Origin of the sequence: Serratia sp. X3 (assembly GCF_014982455.1) — a bacterium.
In the GTDB taxonomy this organism is placed as follows: domain Bacteria; phylum Pseudomonadota; class Gammaproteobacteria; order Enterobacterales; family Enterobacteriaceae; genus Serratia; species Serratia ureilytica.
In genome coordinates this window covers 53,190-67,845 of record NZ_JADCNB010000011.1, presented here as the reverse complement: position 1 = coordinate 67,845, position 14,656 = coordinate 53,190, and the positions used below count along the sequence as shown (strand labels likewise).

The 14,656-nt window shown below is 60.5% G+C and carries 15 protein-coding genes; 6 read left to right on the top strand and 9 right to left on the bottom strand.

The annotated features are described in order from the left end of the window. The first annotated feature begins 35 nt into the window (after positions 1-35). A complete protein-coding gene (locus IMX17_RS24005) occupies positions 36-803 on the top strand; it encodes a transporter substrate-binding domain-containing protein (RefSeq protein ID WP_046897197.1) in 768 nt (255 codons plus the stop codon). A gap of 44 nt (positions 804-847) precedes the next feature. On the opposite strand, the gene alr is transcribed toward IMX17_RS24005, so the two are convergent. Together alr and dnaB are read right to left on the bottom strand one after the other, a co-directional pair. Then, the gene (alr, locus tag IMX17_RS24000) at positions 848-1,927 is read right to left on the bottom strand and encodes an alanine racemase (protein ID WP_046897196.1); all 1,080 of its coding nucleotides are present in this window, start codon (positions 1,925-1,927) and stop codon (positions 848-850) included. Between the two features lie 17 nt (positions 1,928-1,944). After that, a complete protein-coding gene (gene dnaB, locus IMX17_RS23995) occupies positions 1,945-3,369 on the bottom strand; it encodes a replicative DNA helicase (protein ID WP_025160134.1) in 1,425 nt (474 codons plus the stop codon). A gap of 167 nt (positions 3,370-3,536) precedes the next feature. On the opposite strand from dnaB, the gene IMX17_RS23990 reads away from it, so the two are divergent. Next, positions 3,537-4,520, top strand: a complete 984-nt coding sequence (locus IMX17_RS23990) for a quinone oxidoreductase (protein WP_193550295.1) — start codon at positions 3,537-3,539, stop codon at positions 4,518-4,520. Positions 4,521-4,819: 299 nt separating this feature from the next. Here the strand turns inward: IMX17_RS23990 and pspG are convergent, their stop codons facing one another. Then, entirely contained in the window at positions 4,820-5,038 is a 219-nt protein-coding gene (gene pspG / locus IMX17_RS23985) for an envelope stress response protein PspG (protein WP_033644411.1), read from the bottom strand. Between the two features lie 157 nt (positions 5,039-5,195). Beyond that, positions 5,196-6,206 (bottom strand): tRNA dihydrouridine(20/20a) synthase DusA, encoded by a 1,011-nt coding sequence (gene dusA / locus IMX17_RS23980; RefSeq protein WP_182265781.1) that lies wholly within the window; start codon positions 6,204-6,206, stop codon positions 5,196-5,198. A gap of 202 nt (positions 6,207-6,408) precedes the next feature. Here dusA and IMX17_RS23975 point away from each other — a divergent pair, with 202 nt between their 5' ends. Further along, positions 6,409-6,942, top strand: a complete 534-nt coding sequence (locus IMX17_RS23975) for a tetratricopeptide repeat protein (protein ID WP_193550294.1) — start codon at positions 6,409-6,411, stop codon at positions 6,940-6,942. An 18-nt stretch (positions 6,943-6,960) separates the two neighbouring features. Further along, positions 6,961-7,506 (top strand): RNA polymerase sigma factor, encoded by a 546-nt coding sequence (locus IMX17_RS23970; protein ID WP_072056024.1) that lies wholly within the window; start codon positions 6,961-6,963, stop codon positions 7,504-7,506. A gap of 4 nt (positions 7,507-7,510) precedes the next feature. On the opposite strand, the gene IMX17_RS23965 is transcribed toward IMX17_RS23970, so the two are convergent. Further along, positions 7,511-8,083: a sugar O-acetyltransferase gene (locus IMX17_RS23965; protein ID WP_193550297.1), complete on the bottom strand. Its 573-nt coding sequence runs from the start codon at positions 8,081-8,083 to the stop codon at positions 7,511-7,513. A gap of 245 nt (positions 8,084-8,328) precedes the next feature. Between IMX17_RS23965 and zur the strand changes: the two genes are divergently transcribed. Then, positions 8,329-8,841 carry a zinc uptake transcriptional repressor Zur gene (gene zur / locus IMX17_RS23960; RefSeq protein ID WP_046897192.1) on the top strand — a complete coding sequence of 171 codons (513 nt, stop codon included), beginning with the start codon at positions 8,329-8,331 and terminating at the stop codon, positions 8,839-8,841. A 102-nt stretch (positions 8,842-8,943) separates the two neighbouring features. On the opposite strand, the gene IMX17_RS23955 is transcribed toward zur, so the two are convergent. The 4 genes from IMX17_RS23955 to IMX17_RS23940 form a co-directional block, all read right to left on the bottom strand. Then, the gene (locus IMX17_RS23955; protein WP_004936743.1) at positions 8,944-9,153 is read right to left on the bottom strand and encodes a CsbD family protein; all 210 of its coding nucleotides are present in this window, start codon (positions 9,151-9,153) and stop codon (positions 8,944-8,946) included. Between the two features lie 315 nt (positions 9,154-9,468). After that, positions 9,469-10,806 (bottom strand): MATE family efflux transporter DinF, encoded by a 1,338-nt coding sequence (dinF, locus tag IMX17_RS23950; RefSeq protein ID WP_033644406.1) that lies wholly within the window; start codon positions 10,804-10,806, stop codon positions 9,469-9,471. A 103-nt stretch (positions 10,807-10,909) separates the two neighbouring features. Next, positions 10,910-11,518 (bottom strand): transcriptional repressor LexA, encoded by a 609-nt coding sequence (gene lexA / locus IMX17_RS23945; RefSeq protein WP_025160136.1) that lies wholly within the window; start codon positions 11,516-11,518, stop codon positions 10,910-10,912. A 102-nt stretch (positions 11,519-11,620) separates the two neighbouring features. After that, positions 11,621-11,989: a diacylglycerol kinase gene (locus IMX17_RS23940; protein WP_015379225.1), complete on the bottom strand. Its 369-nt coding sequence runs from the start codon at positions 11,987-11,989 to the stop codon at positions 11,621-11,623. A gap of 148 nt (positions 11,990-12,137) precedes the next feature. Between IMX17_RS23940 and plsB the strand changes: the two genes are divergently transcribed. Beyond that, positions 12,138-14,603 carry a glycerol-3-phosphate 1-O-acyltransferase PlsB gene (plsB, locus tag IMX17_RS23935; protein WP_046897191.1) on the top strand — a complete coding sequence of 822 codons (2,466 nt, stop codon included), beginning with the start codon at positions 12,138-12,140 and terminating at the stop codon, positions 14,601-14,603. The last annotated feature ends 53 nt before the right edge of the window (positions 14,604-14,656 follow it).

The following is a 14,656-nucleotide window of genomic DNA, read 5'->3' as shown; positions in this document are numbered from 1 at the left end:
CGCATAAAACCACGAATGTATAAAAAGGACGCCAGATGAAAAAGTTACTCCCTCTCGCGCTGCTGCTCGCCGCCGGCAGCGCCGGCGCGCAATCCCACCTGGACAAAGTGCTGCAGCAAAAGACCCTGGAGGTCTGCACCACCGGCGACTACAAGCCCTACACTTTCCTCAAGGAAGATGGCAGCTATGAAGGCATCGATATCGACATGGCGGAATCGCTGGCGAAGAGCCTCGGCGCCAAGGTGAAGTGGGTGAAAACCAGCTGGAAAACCCTGACGCCGGACTTCGCCTCCGGCAAGTGCGACATCGCCATGGGCGGCATCTCTGTCACGCTGGAGCGCCAAAAACAGGTGTTCTTCGCCGACAAGCTGGATACCGACGGCAAAATTCCGCTGGTGCGCTGCACCGACGTGAAGAAATACCGCACGATAGAACAGATCAACAAACCGTCGGTGCGTCTGCTGGAACCGGCGGGCGGCACCAACGAAGCCTTCGTGCACGCCTATCTGCCAAAAGCCAAGCTGACGCTGACGCACGACAACATGAGTATTTTCCAGCAGCTGGTGGATCGCAAGGCGGACGTGATGATCACCGACGCCTCCGAGGCGCTGTACCAGCAGAAGCGCTATCCGAAGCTGTGCGCGGTGAATCCGACCAAACCGATGCAGTACGGCGAAAAGGCTTACATGCTGCCGCGCGACGATCTGAGCTGGAAACTGTATGTGGATCAGTGGCTGCACCTGGCCAAGGCGACCGGCGAGTATCAGAAAATTATCGACAAGTGGTTGGCGGTAAAGAAGTAACGCGTTGAAGAACGGGGCCGACGCGCGTCGGCCCCTGCGGCGTATCAGTCGCCGATGTATTCCATCGCCACGCGCTGCGTGAGCTTGGTGATCAGTTCATAAGCGCTGATGCCGGTACAGGCGGCGATGCGCTCGACCGGCAACGCCGGCCCCCACAGCACCGCTTCATCCCCTACTTTATCGGCGGCGGCCGGCCCGAGATCGACCGAAATCATGTCCATCGACACCCGGCCGACGATCGGCACTTCGCGGCCGTTGATCAGGATCGGCGTGCCGGTCGGCGCGCTGCGCGGGTAGCCGTCGCCGTACCCCATCGCCACCACGCCAAGGCGAGTATCGCGCGGACTTACCCAGGTGCCGCCATAGCCCACCGCTTCGCCGGCCTTGTGCTCGCGCACCGCGATCAGACTGGATTTCAGCGTCATCGCCGGCTGCAGACCATGCTCGGCGCCGCTGCCGCTATCCAACGGCGACACGCCGTACAGAATGATGCCGGGGCGTACCCACTCGTTGTGGGCGTCCGGCCACAGCAGCGTGCCGCCGGAAGCGGCGACCGAGCGCTGGCCCGGTTTACCGCGCGCGAACTGCTCAAAGCAGGCGATCTGTTTCAGCGTGGCGTCGGATCCCGGCTCGTCGGCGCGGCTGAAGTGGCTCATGATATTGACCGGCTGCGCCACGTTGCGGCAGGCGCACAGGCGCTGATAAAACGCCTCCGCCTGTTCGGGGCGCACCCCCAGCCGATGCATGCCGGTATCGAGCTTCATCCACACCGGCACCGGGCGCGCCAGCTCGGCCTGCTCCAGCGCTTCGAGCTGCTCGATGCTGTGCACCGCGGTTTCGATGTTGTTCGCCACCAGCACCGGCAGGTCTTCGGCGCTGAAGAAGCCTTCCAGCAACAGGATCGGCTTGACGATGCCGCCGGAGCGCAGCATCAGCGCCTCGCCGATGCGCGCCACGCCGTAGCAGTCGGCATCTTGCAGGGTGTGTGCTGTTTCCAGCAGGCCATGTCCATAAGCGTTTGCTTTCACAACGGCAATCAGGCGGCTTTGCGGCGCCTGGCGGCGCACCTGTTGCAGATTATGTCGCAGAGCGCGGCGGTCGATTACAGCGGTTGCCGCTTTCATTTCAGTTCCTTAGCTGATTATTCGTCATCGTATTGTGGCCCCGCGTAGTTGTCGAAACGCGACCACTGGCCGTTAAAGGTAAGGCGCACGGTGCCGATGGGGCCGTTACGCTGCTTACCGATAATAATTTCCGCGATCCCTTTCAGATCGCTGTTCTCGTGATACACCTCATCACGATAGATGAACATAATCAGGTCGGCGTCCTGCTCGATGGAGCCGGATTCACGCAGGTCGGAGTTGACCGGGCGTTTGTCGGCGCGCTGCTCCAGGCTTCGGTTCAGCTGCGACAGCGCCACCACCGGCACCTGCAGCTCTTTCGCCAGCGCCTTCAGCGAGCGCGAAATCTCGGCGATCTCCAGCGTACGGTTGTCGGACAGGGCCGGCACGCGCATCAGCTGCAGGTAGTCGATCATGATCAGGCTAAGCCCGTCGTGCTCGCGGAAAATGCGCCGCGCGCGCGAGCGCACTTCGGTCGGCGTCAGGCCGGAGGAGTCGTCGATGTACATGTTGCGCTTCTCCAGCAGGATGCCCATGGTGCTGGAAATGCGCGCCCAGTCCTCGTCGTCAAGCTGGCCGGTACGGATGCGCGTCTGATCCACGCGCGACAGCGACGCCAGCATACGCATCATGATCTGCTCGCCGGGCATCTCCAGGCTGAAGATCAGCACCGGTTTTTCCTGGGTCATCGCGGCGTTCTCGCACAGGTTCATGGCGAAGGTGGTTTTCCCCATCGATGGACGGGCGGCGACGATGATCAGATCGGACTTTTGCATGCCCGCGGTTTTCTTGTTGAGGTCCTGATAGCCGGTATCTACCCCGGTCACGCCGTCATGCGGCTGCTGATACAGCTGTTCAATGCGCGAGACGGTGTCTTCCAGGATGCGTTCGATGCCCTTCGGGCCCTCGTCTTTGCTGGCGCGGTTCTCGGCGATTTGGAATACGCGGGATTCCGCCAGATCGAGCAGGTCTTCGCTGCTGCGCCCCTGCGGATCGTAGCCGGCGTCGGCGATTTCGTTAGCCACCGAGATCATTTCGCGCACCACCGCGCGCTCGCGTACGATGTCGGCGTAGGCGCCGATGTTGGCGGCGCTCGGGGTGTTTTTCGACAGCTCGGCCAGGTAGGCGAAGCCCCCCACCGAGTCCAGTTCGCCCTTCTGTTCGAGTGATTCGGACAGGGTGATGAGGTCGATAGGCTTGCTCATCTCCAGCAGACGCTGCATCTCGGTAAAGATCAGGCGATGCGGGCGGCTGAAGAAGTCGTTGGCGACCACGCGTTCCGCCACGTTGTCCCAACGCTCGTTATCCAGCATCAAACCGCCCAACACCGACTGCTCGGCCTCCAGCGAGTGCGGCGGCATCTTCAGCCCTTCCATCTGACGATCTCTGGAACGCTCTCTGGTTTCGTCCGCGTTTGTTTTGTTGGTTGGTTTTTTTCCTGCCATGAAACGTAGTCTTTATCCGGTTGCGAATGAAGGATCCTGACGCGAGAGTATACGTGATTTTTGCGTCATAACCGATGCAAAAAAGGTATTGAACCCCGCACGGGCGAACTGGATCTCCGATACTAAAAAGAATAGGGTGAAATCAGACACTCCAACGAGGTAACCCAATGGCCAAGCGCATTCAATTCTCCGCCGTCGGCGGACCGGAAGTCTTGCAATACGTTGATTTTACACCGCTCGATCCGGCTGCCGGTGAAGTGCAGATCGAGAACAAGGCGATCGGCATCAACTACATCGACACCTATGTGCGCAGCGGGCTGTACGCGCCGGCCAGCCTGCCGAGCGGCCTCGGCACCGAAGCGGCCGGCGTGGTGGTCAAGGTCGGCGCCGGGATCAGCGCGATCAAACCGGGCGACCGGGTGGTGTATGCGCAGTCGTCGCTCGGCGCCTACAGCGAGATCCACAACGTGCCGGAAGAGAAAGTGGCGCTGCTGCCGCACAACCTGAGCTTTGAGCAAGGCGCCGCTTCTTTCCTGAAAGGGCTGACGGTGCACTATCTGCTGCGCCAGACCCACGAAGTGCAGCCGGGTGAAGTATTTTTGTTCCATGCCGCCGCCGGCGGCGTCGGGCTGATCGCCTGTCAGTGGGCCAAAGCGCTGGGCGCGCGCCTGATCGGCAGCGTCGGCTCCGACGAGAAGGCGGCGCTGGCGAAGCAGGCCGGCGCCTGGGCCACCATCAACTACCATAAAGAGGATATCGCCCAGCGGGTGGCCGAGCTGACGCACGGCGAGAAGGTCGGCGTGGTGTACGATTCGGTGGGGCAAAGCACCTGGCAGGCCTCGCTCAACAGCCTGAAGCGGCGCGGCCTGATGGTCAGCTTCGGCAACGCGTCCGGCCCGGTGACCGGCGTCGATCTGGCGCTGCTGAATCAGAAGGGCTCGCTGTACGTCACCCGCCCTTCCCTCAACGGCTACATCACCAACCGCGCCGAGCTGCAGTACGCCAGCAACGAGCTGTTCTCGCTGATCGGCAGCGGCGCCATTCGGGTGGAGGTGAGAGACGAGCAGAAATTCGCGCTGGCCGACGCCCAGCGTGCGCACCAGGTGCTGGAAAGCCGCAGCACCAGCGGTTCCAGCCTGCTGATCCCCTGATCGCGGCCAAAGAAAAGGGCTCCTTGCGGAGCCCTTTCTGTTACTGCGTTTTGTAGGGGTAGAGCAGAGTCCGCCAGAGACAGGGGTTGCTTTAGCAACACGAATTTTAGGTGTCTCTCACGGTGATGAAATCGGTCGCATCACTGCATCGACCAACATCCTAACAGCCCCGTCCGGCAAAAAACACGCTTTATGTGCCACATCGCCGGGGAAAACTGCCAAGCTGTGATCGCTGCCGCATTCGCGGTGCGGGAAATTGTGCAAGTTTCAGTGTGACTGTCTGATTATTCAGCAAAAAATCAGTAACGCCGGATCTGGGGTTTCTGCATTGAACGGTAAATCCATACCCCAACCACCGCCAAAATCAGCCACGGCAGCAGCTTAATGACCACTGCGAACAGCCCGCCCAACAGCATGAATGCCGCCGCCACCAACAGCGCAGCGAAAATCCCCAGCAGCGAGATGCCGGTCACCATCAGCATCACCACAAAACCAATGAGAAAGAAGATTTCCAACATGATTGCTCCTTTGCAATACAACGTATCTGCAGAGTGGATTACAAGAAGCGTGCCAGAACGGCGTATGGGCTAACCCATTGAAAACAGAGGACAGGCATCCGGTAACGTACCGAACGCCTGGCGAAAAAGACTAACTGTTGGTCAAATTTTTTGTGGATTACGCCATTTCGACGCGCGGCTGACGCACCAACGCCAGCGCCTGCTCCACCACCCGCGCATCGGCGCCCGGCTTATGGGCGTTCTCGCTCAGATGGCGACGCCACTGGCGCGCGCCCGGCACGCCCTGGAACAGACCGAGAATATGGCGAGTAATGTGGCCAAGATAGGTGCCGTTAGACAGCTCGCGCTCGATATACGGATACAGCGCTTCGACGATCGCCACGCTGTCCGGCACCGCGGTCTGCGCGCCGAACAGTTCGCTGTCGACCCGCGCCAGGATACCCGGATTCTGATACGCCTCGCGCCCCATCATCACGCCGTCCAAGTGCTGCAGGTGCTGCCGCGCCTCTTCCAGCGTTTTCACCCCGCCGTTAATGGCGATGGTCAACGTCGGGAAATCCCGCTTCAGCTGATAGACGCGTGGATAGTCCAGCGGCGGCACTTCACGGTTTTCTTTCGGGCTGAGGCCGGAGAGCCAGGCCTTGCGCGCGTGGATGGTGAACATGTCGCACTCGCCGCGCCCGGCAACGGTCTCGATAAAGTCACACAGGAAGGCGTAGCTGTCCTGATCGTCGATGCCGATGCGGGTCTTCACCGTCACCGGGATCGACACCACGTCGCGCATCGCCTTGATGCAATCGGCGACCAGCGCCGCCTGGCCCATCAGACAGGCGCCGAACATGCCGTTTTGCACCCGATCGGACGGGCAGCCGACGTTGAGGTTAATCTCATCGTAACCGCGCTGCTCCGCCAGCTTGGCGCAATGCGCCAGCGCGGCCGGATCGCTGCCGCCCAGCTGCAGCGCCACCGGATGCTCTTCTTCGCTGTAGGCCAGATAGTCACCCTTGCCGTGGATGATCGCGCCGGTGGTCACCATCTCGGTGTACAGCAGCGTTTCCTTGGTCAGCAGGCGGTGGAAGTAACGGCAATGACGATCGGTCCAGTCGAGCATCGGCGCGATGGAGAAACGATTGGCGGCGTAGGTTGGGGCGTGGTTGTCTTTCGTCATGCTGAGTTACTGGCTACCTGAGTCTGTCTGGGTTCAACGAACGGCGCGCGGCCGCAAACGGCTATTATAACGACAATCGGCGCCGTTGGGAAAACCCGCTTGCCGCCGGCAAAAATAAGCGGAGACAAGGCGAATAAATCCGCTCGTTCAGGTGTTATCTCATTACGGGCGCGCACGGCGCCTCTGCCTTGAGGACATAACCATGAACAGCTTCATTAAACGCCTGCTGGCATCGGCCATTGCCGGCAGCCTGCTGTTGTCCGGCGCAGCGCTGGCGATGGGCGGCGACGGCAGCGGCCAAACCCCGCCAACCTGTCCGAAAGGCCAGGTCTACGACAGCAAAACTCAGACCTGCATGGTAGATAAAAGCGGCAAGGTCGACGACGCCGACCGCACTAACTACGCCTATGCACTGGCGAAAAGCGGCCGCTATCAGGAAGCGCTCGATATGCTCAATACGTTGAAAAATCCCAACACCGCCGTTGCGCTGAACTATCGCGGCTACGCCACGCGCAAACTTGGCCGCACCGATGAAGGGATCGGCTATTATTTAAAATCAGTAGCCCTCGATCCGAAATACCCCAAAGTGCGCGAGTATCTGGGGGAAGCCTATATGCTGAAAGGCCGGCCCGATCTGGCTCGCCAACAGCTGCAGGTGATCCAGTCGCTGTGCGGCAGCGGGTGCGAGGAGTACCGCGATTTGGCGGCGGCCATCGACCACCACCCGGAATCTTGATCCGACGCGCCTGCGGAGGTGACTATCAGCGGCGATGCGATACGCGATGAACTCGGCCACTATCTCTCCCGCCTGTGGCGCTATGCGCTGGTGCTTTCGCACCGGCGGGATGTCGCCGACGATCTGGTGCAGGCCACCTGCCTGCGTGCGCTGGAGCGCGCCGCGCAATTCACCCCCGGTTCACACCTGGATCGCTGGCTGTTTTCCATCTTGCACTCCATTTGGCTCAATGAAGTTCGCGCCCAACATCTTCGCCAGGGGCAAGGCTGCATGGCGGCGGAAGAGCTGGGCGATGCGGACAACGGCGAACGGCCGGTCTGGATCCATGAAGTGATGCGGCGCGTCAGCCGGCTGCCGACGGCCCAGCGCAACGCGCTGTTTCTGGTGTATGTCGAAGGGCTGTCTTACCGGGAGGCCGCGAACGTGCTGGCGGTGCCGATCGGCACCGTCATGAGCCGTTTGGCGGCCGCACGTCTGGCATTGGCCGATGACCGCCCGTTGGCAAACGACAGCCCGCACCGCAAAGAGAGCCATCCCGCCCCCTTGCCTCCTGCTCGTCGATAACGCCCTATTCCAACGAGCGGATAACCCGGCATGGCTGCCCCAGCGCCAGCACGTTGGCCGGGATGTCGCCGGTGACGATGCTGCCCGCGCCGATGGTCGTGCCGTCGCCAATGGTCACTCCCGGCAGGATCACTACGTTGCCGCCGATCCAGACGTTGTTGCCGATGGACACCGGCTGCGCCGAGGTGCGGAAAGGGAAATCCGGATCGCCGGTGAACCGCTCTGTGGCCTTCAGCGGGTGGCTCGGCGTATAGATTTGCACGTTGGGGCCGATCAGCGTGTTGTCGCCGATGGTGATGGTATTGCAGTCGAGGAACACCGCGTTGACGTTGATAAAACAGTTTTTACCGATGCGGACATGCTGCCCGTAGTCGCACCAGAATGGCGTTTCAATCCAGCTCGCCTCCCCCCAGGCGCCGAACAGCTCACCGAGCAGACGGTTTTTCTCGTCCGCCTGATGCGAGTCCAGCGCCCCCAGGCTTTTGATCAACGCCCTCGCCTGATGGTACAGGGCGATCAGTTCTTCATCGCGGCTGTTGTACTCCAGGCCGCTTAACAGCTTCTCTCTTTCCGTCATCACACAGGGCTCCTGCTCATCACGCGGGTGAAAGGCGTTATACCGCGCTCGTCCCCCGCTCTCCAGCGCTAAAATCGGCAATGTTGATTTGCCGCCCGACGGCGGGGAAAAGTTGTGACGCATCTCTCTTTTAGCGCGATCGGCGCGCCTTTCCCTGCGCTATCCTCAGGGGAAAAGGGGGCAACCCTCGGCGATTCGCCGTAATCATGGTAAAATCGGCTTTTTTACGTACCGGGATATTTGCGATGAACTCAACCACCCAGGAAAAGCTGCTGGCGCAGGCTGAACGCCTCTGCCAGCAACGCAATGTGCGATTGACGCCGCAACGGCTGGAAGTGCTGCGTCTGATGACTCAGCAACCCGGTGCAATCAGCGCATATGACCTGCTCGATCTGCTGCGCGTCGCCGAACCGCAGGCCAAGCCGCCGACGGTATACCGCGCGCTGGATTTTCTGCTGGAGCAAGGGTTTATCCATAGAGTGGAGTCGGCCAACAGCTACGTGCTGTGCCACCATTTCGAACAGCCGATGCATACGTCCGCGCTGTTTATCTGCGACCGCTGCGGCCAGGTGACCGAACGCACCACCGAAGGCGTGGAGGAAACGCTGCGGAAGCTCGCGCAGGAAGCCGGATTTGCACTGCGGCACAGCGTGGTGGAAGCGCACGGTCTGTGCGCCGGTTGCGTTGAAGTTGAAGCTTGTGACAGCAAGCATGACTGCGCCGAACACGATCACAGCATCGCCATCAAGAAGAAGTAAGACGAAGTCAGGTACTTCCCTGTACCTGCGGCCGGGGCGCCAGAGGATGGAGCGACGCCGGCCTGCGCTGTTGCCGGCCGCCGTCAGTGGCGGCCCTGCGTGTTACCAGCGGTGTTTGGTGTGATCTTCCCAGGCTTTCACCTCTTTTTCGGCCGCCTCTTTCTGGTAACCGTAGCGCTCCTGAATTTTGCCGACCAGCTGTTCGCGTTTCCCTTCGATGACCGTCAGATCGTCATCGGTCAGCTTGCCCCATTTCTCTTTCACTTTGCCTTTCAGCTGCTTCCAGTTACCGTCGGCTTGATCTTTATTCATAGTCTCTCCGTTAACCTGTGGTGAATCAGTGATCCCTGTTGCCGGCCGGGGTTAACCAGAAATTTTTCTGGTTGATGCTTCCTTCACCTTAAGAAGCACCGCTCCCATTCATTTACCAGCCACATGATTCATTCTAGTTAAACATGGAAATAAAAAAGCCAAAACACAGAATAAAAAACCATTAACAAACAAGATAAAAACAAAAAACGCTAACAAACAACGAACTAACGCGAACAGACCAAGGCTGAAAACATGTAAGCAAACATGACCAAAATCATAAGAAAAACTAACCATTAACCCAACAAAACGTCCGGTTTAATGTGCAGTAAACCAGCTGCCGCGCACCTGGTGGCGGTGCCAAATCCAGCCCAATGCCACGCCACGCAACGTCAGAAACACCGCCAGCGCCAGCCAGAGCCCGTGGTTGCCAAGCAACGGCACACTGAACAGCGTCAGACCGTACCCTGCCGCGGCCACCGCCATGCTGTTACGCATCTCAGCGCCGCGCGTGGCGCCGATAAACATGCCATCCAGCAAATAACACCACACCCCGACCAGCGGCAAAATGACCTGCCACGGTAAATAGTGGGCGGCCAACGCGCGCAGCTCCGGTAGGGAGGTCAACGCCGCCACGATCTGCTGGCCGGTAACGGCATACGCCAGGCCGAAAGCCAACGCGACCAGCCCCGCCTGCCTGCAGGCCGCGTGCCACACCTTACGCAGCTGGCTGCCGTCCCGGGCGCCGTAGGCGTGGCCGGAATGGGCCTCCACCGCATAAGCGAAGCCGTCGAGCGCATAGGCGGTAAACGTCAGCAGGTTCATCAACACCGCGTTAACCGCCACCACATCGCTCCCCAGGCGAGCGCCGAAAATGGTCAGCGACGCAAAGCACAGCTGCAGCAGCAATGAACGCAACATGATGTCGCGATTGAGCGCCAGCAGGCGACGCAGATCGCCACGCCAGGCCTGACGCAGCATCGCCAGGGTAATACCGCGCAGACGCATCACCCGCCACGCCAGCCACAGGCCGAGCAATAGCGTGGCATATTCGGCGATGGCGGTGGCCGCCGCCGCCCCTCGCACGTTCCAACCCAGGCCCATCACCAGCCAAATATCCAGCACGATGTTCAGCAGGTTGCCGACGATCAGCAGGATCACCGGCGCACGCACGTACTGCACGCCGAGCAGCCAGCCCAGCAGCACCAGGTTGGCCAGCGCCGCCGGCGCGCTCAACCAGCGGATCTCAAGAAAACGCCGCGCCTGCTCCAGCACCTCACCATCGCCGCCGACGATCCGCAGCGCCAGTTCAATAAGCGGGTAGCGCAACAGGACGATCGCCCCCCCGGCCAACAACGCCAGCAGTAGCGGTTGCATAAAGGCGCGCGCCAGCGCCTGCGGGTTCTTCGCTCCCAGCGCCTGCGCCGCGAGGCCGGTGGTGCTCATGCGCAGGAACAGCAGCAGCATGAACAGGAAGCTGGTCGCCACCGCGCCGATCGCCACGCCTCCCAAATAGATCGGGCTGTCGAGGTGGCCGATCACCGCGGTATCCACCAGCCCCAGCAGCGGCACGGTGATATTGGAGAAAATCATCGGCAGGGCGAGGCGCCACAGGGCTTTATCGGTGTCGCTGGTGAAGGCGGAAATCAGGCGCATGATGGGATGTTCCTGTGACAGAGTGACGAAGGGCGAAGTCAGAAACAAAAACGCCCCAAAACAGGGGCGATTGATACAGGGAGCGGCGGTGATGGCGCGGCGATTAAATCCAGTCGCCGTTGCGGATCACGCCGACCGCCAGCCCTTCGATCGTGAAATTCTGCTGGCGCAGATCGACCACGATCGGTTGGAATTCGTTGTTCTCCGGCAGCAGTTCAACCACGTTGCCGTGCTTTTTCAAGCGTTTGACCGTCACTTCGTCTTCGATGCGCGCGACCACGACCTGGCCGTTGCGCACGTCTTGCGTTTTGTGCACCGCCAGCAGATCGCCGTCCAGAATGCCGATGTCGCGCATCGACATGCCGTTCACCCGCAACAGGAAATCGGCGCTCGGTTTGAACAGGGATGGATCCACCTGGTAGTGCCCTTCGATGTGCTGCTGCGCCAGCAGCGGCTCGCCGGCGGCGACGCGGCCGATCAGCGGCAGCCCTTCTTCTTCTTCCATCAGCAGGCGGATACCGCGCGACGCGCCGGAGACGATTTCGATCACGCCTTTGCGTGCCAGCGCCTTCAGGTGCTCTTCGGCGGCGTTAGGCGAACGGAACCCCAGACGCATCGCGATCTCGGCACGCGTCGGCGGCATGCCCGTTTGCGAAATATGATCGCGAATCAGATCGTAGACCTCTTGCTGTCTGGTAGTTAGTGCTTTCATTCCGCCCCCTGTTTGTTTATACAGTCTTGCTGTGAGTATATACAGGTAAGCGCGGATTGGGAACCGAAGAATAAATAAAAATCAGTCAGTAGGCGCTTTGCGTCAGCCAAAATGCTGCCACAAGACCGTGCCCCAAACGAACAGGGCGAGTACGATCGCCAGCGACACCGCCGCCGATCCCATGTCCTTGGCCCGCCCGGACAGCTCATGGTGTTCGCTGCCGATGCGATCCACCACCGCCTCGATCGCGCTGTTCAGGATCTCGACGATCATCACCAGCGCCACCGATCCGATCAATAAAATGCGCGCTATCGCACCCACGTCCAGCCAGACAGCCAGTATGATAGCCAGGAGGGTCACCACCAGTTCCTGGCGGAACGCCGCCTCGTGTTGCCAGGCGGCCGAAAGCCCTTTATAAGAATAGCCGGCGGCCTTGATGATGCGGGTCAATCCGGTTGCTTGGTTTGCCATGTTTTCGTGCCTTTCTCAGAGGTCGGTCATAATAAAAAGAGTCTAGAACAGTCCGCGCTGACGGCTCTCGGTTTTCGAACACCACAGATCTGCTACCCGGTTTCTGGTATGCTTGCGGCGCATTGCTAACAAGAGGCTTCACGTTGTTATGTCAGGTTGGCGTAAAATTTATTATAAAATATTGAATTTACCACTTAAATTGTTGGTAAGAAGTAAGGTCATCCCTTCAGATCCGGTTACCGAGCTAGGGTTGGATCCCTCACGGCCGATTTTGTATGTTTTACCTTACAATTCCAAGGCGGATTTGCTGACGCTGCGCACCCAGTGCCTGGCGCAGGATCTGCCCGATCCGCTCAACGCGCTGGAGATCGACGGCACCGTGCTGCCGAGCTACGTGTTCATTCACGACGGCCCGCGCGTGTTCCGCTACTACACCCCGAAAGAAGAGTCGGTAAAGCTGTTCCACGATTACCTGGATCTGCATCGCAGCAATCCGGATCTCGACATTCAGATGCTGCCGGTTTCGGTCATGTTCGGCCGCTCGCCGGGCCGCGAAGGCCACGGCACGCCGCACCTGCGTCTGTTGAACGGCGTGCAAAAATTCTTCGCCGTGCTGTGGCTCGGCCGCGACAGCTTCGTGCGCTTCTCCAACACCGTTTCGCTGCGCCGCATGGCTACCGAACACGGCACGGATAAAACCATCGCGCAGAAACTGGCGCGCGTGGCGCGCATGCACTTCTCGCGTCAGCGCCTGGCCGCTGTAGGCCCAAGCCTGCCGGCCCGTCAGGACCTGTTCAACAAGCTGTTGGCGTCCAAAGCGATCGAAAAAGCGGTCGAGGACGAAGCGCGCAGCAAGAAGATCTCGCACGAGAAGGCCCAGCAGAACGCCATCGCGTTGATGGAAGAGATCGCCGCCGACTTCTCCTACGAAACCGTGCGTCTTTCCGATCGCGTGCTGAGCTGGACCTGGAACCGGTTGTATCAGGGCATCAACGTCACCAACGCCGAGCGCGTGCGCCAGCTCGCGCAGGACGGCCACGAGATTGTCTACGTACCCTGCCACCGCAGCCACATGGACTATCTGCTGCTGTCCTACGTGCTGTATCACCAGGGCCTGGTGCCGCCGCACATCGCCGCGGGCATCAACCTCAACTTCTGGCCGGCTGGCCCGATCTTCCGTCGCCTGGGCGCGTTCTTCATCCGCCGCACCTTCAAGGGCAACAAGCTTTACTCGACGGTGTTCCGCGAATACCTCGGCGAGCTGTTCACCCGCGGTTACTCGGTGGAATACTTCGTGGAAGGCGGTCGTTCCCGCACCGGGCGTCTGCTGGAACCGAAAACCGGCACCCTGTCGATGACCATCCAGGCGATGCTGCGCGGCGGCGCCCGTCCGATCACGCTGGTGCCGATCTACATCGGCTACGAGCATGTGATGGAAGTGGGCACCTACGCCAAAGAGCTGCGCGGCGCCACCAAGGAAAAAGAGAGCCTGCTGCAGATGCTGCGCGGCCTGCGCAAACTGCGCAATCTGGGCCAGGGTTACGTCAACTTCGGCGAACCGCTGCCGTTGACCGCTTACCTCAACCAGCACGTGCCGCAGTGGCGCGAGTCGATCGATCCGATCGAAGCTCAGCGCCCAAGCTGGCTGACGCCGACGGTCAACGATCTCGCCGGCCAGATCATGGTGCGCATCAACAATGCCGCCGCGGCCAACGCCATGAACCTGTGTTCCACCGCGCTGCTGGCCTCGCGCCAGCGTTCGCTGACCCGCGAACAATTGCTCGAGCAGCTCGAGTGCTACCTGCAGCTGATGCGCAACGCGCCTTACGCGCATGACGTCACCGTACCGTCGCAGACGCCGGACGAGCTGCTGGATCACGCGCTGAACATGAACAAGTTCGAGGTGGAAAAGGACAACATCGGCGACATCATCATTCTGCCGCGCGAGCAGGCGGTGCTGATGACCTATTACCGCAACAACATCCACCACCTGCTGGTGTTGCCGTCGCTGATCGCCAGCATCGTGATGCATCATCGCCGGGTATCGCGCGCAGAACTGCTGCGCCAGATTGGCATGATTTACCCGATGCTGAAAGCCGAGCTGTTCCTGCATAACGACAAGGAGCAACTGCCGGACGTGCTGCGGCCGATGATCGACGAGCTGATCCGTCAACAGCTGATCTGCGACAAAGGCGACGAGCTGGTGCTGAACCCGGCGCGCATTCGCCCGCTGCAGCTGCTGGCCGCCGGGGTGCGCGAAACCCTGCAACGCTACGCCATCACCATGTCGATCCTCAGCGCCAACCCGAGCATCAACCGCGGCGCGCTGGAGAAAGAGAGCCGCATCATGGCGCAGCGTCTGTCGGTGCTGCACGGCATCAACGCGCCGGAGTTCTTCGACAAGGCGGTGTTCTCCACCCTGGTGGCGACGCTGCGCGAAGAAGGCTACATCAACGACAGCGGCGATGCGATCCGCGAGCACACCCTCGAGGTGTACAACATGCTGAGCGATCTGATCACGCCGGAAATCAAGCTGACCATCGAAAGCGTCAACATGCCGGAAGAGACCAACGCTCTGCCGCAAACCGATGCGCAAGAAGAGAAAGACGAGTGATTTCGCCCGGCGCGAAAACACAAAAGGCACCCCTTGGGGTGCCTTTTTCTTGC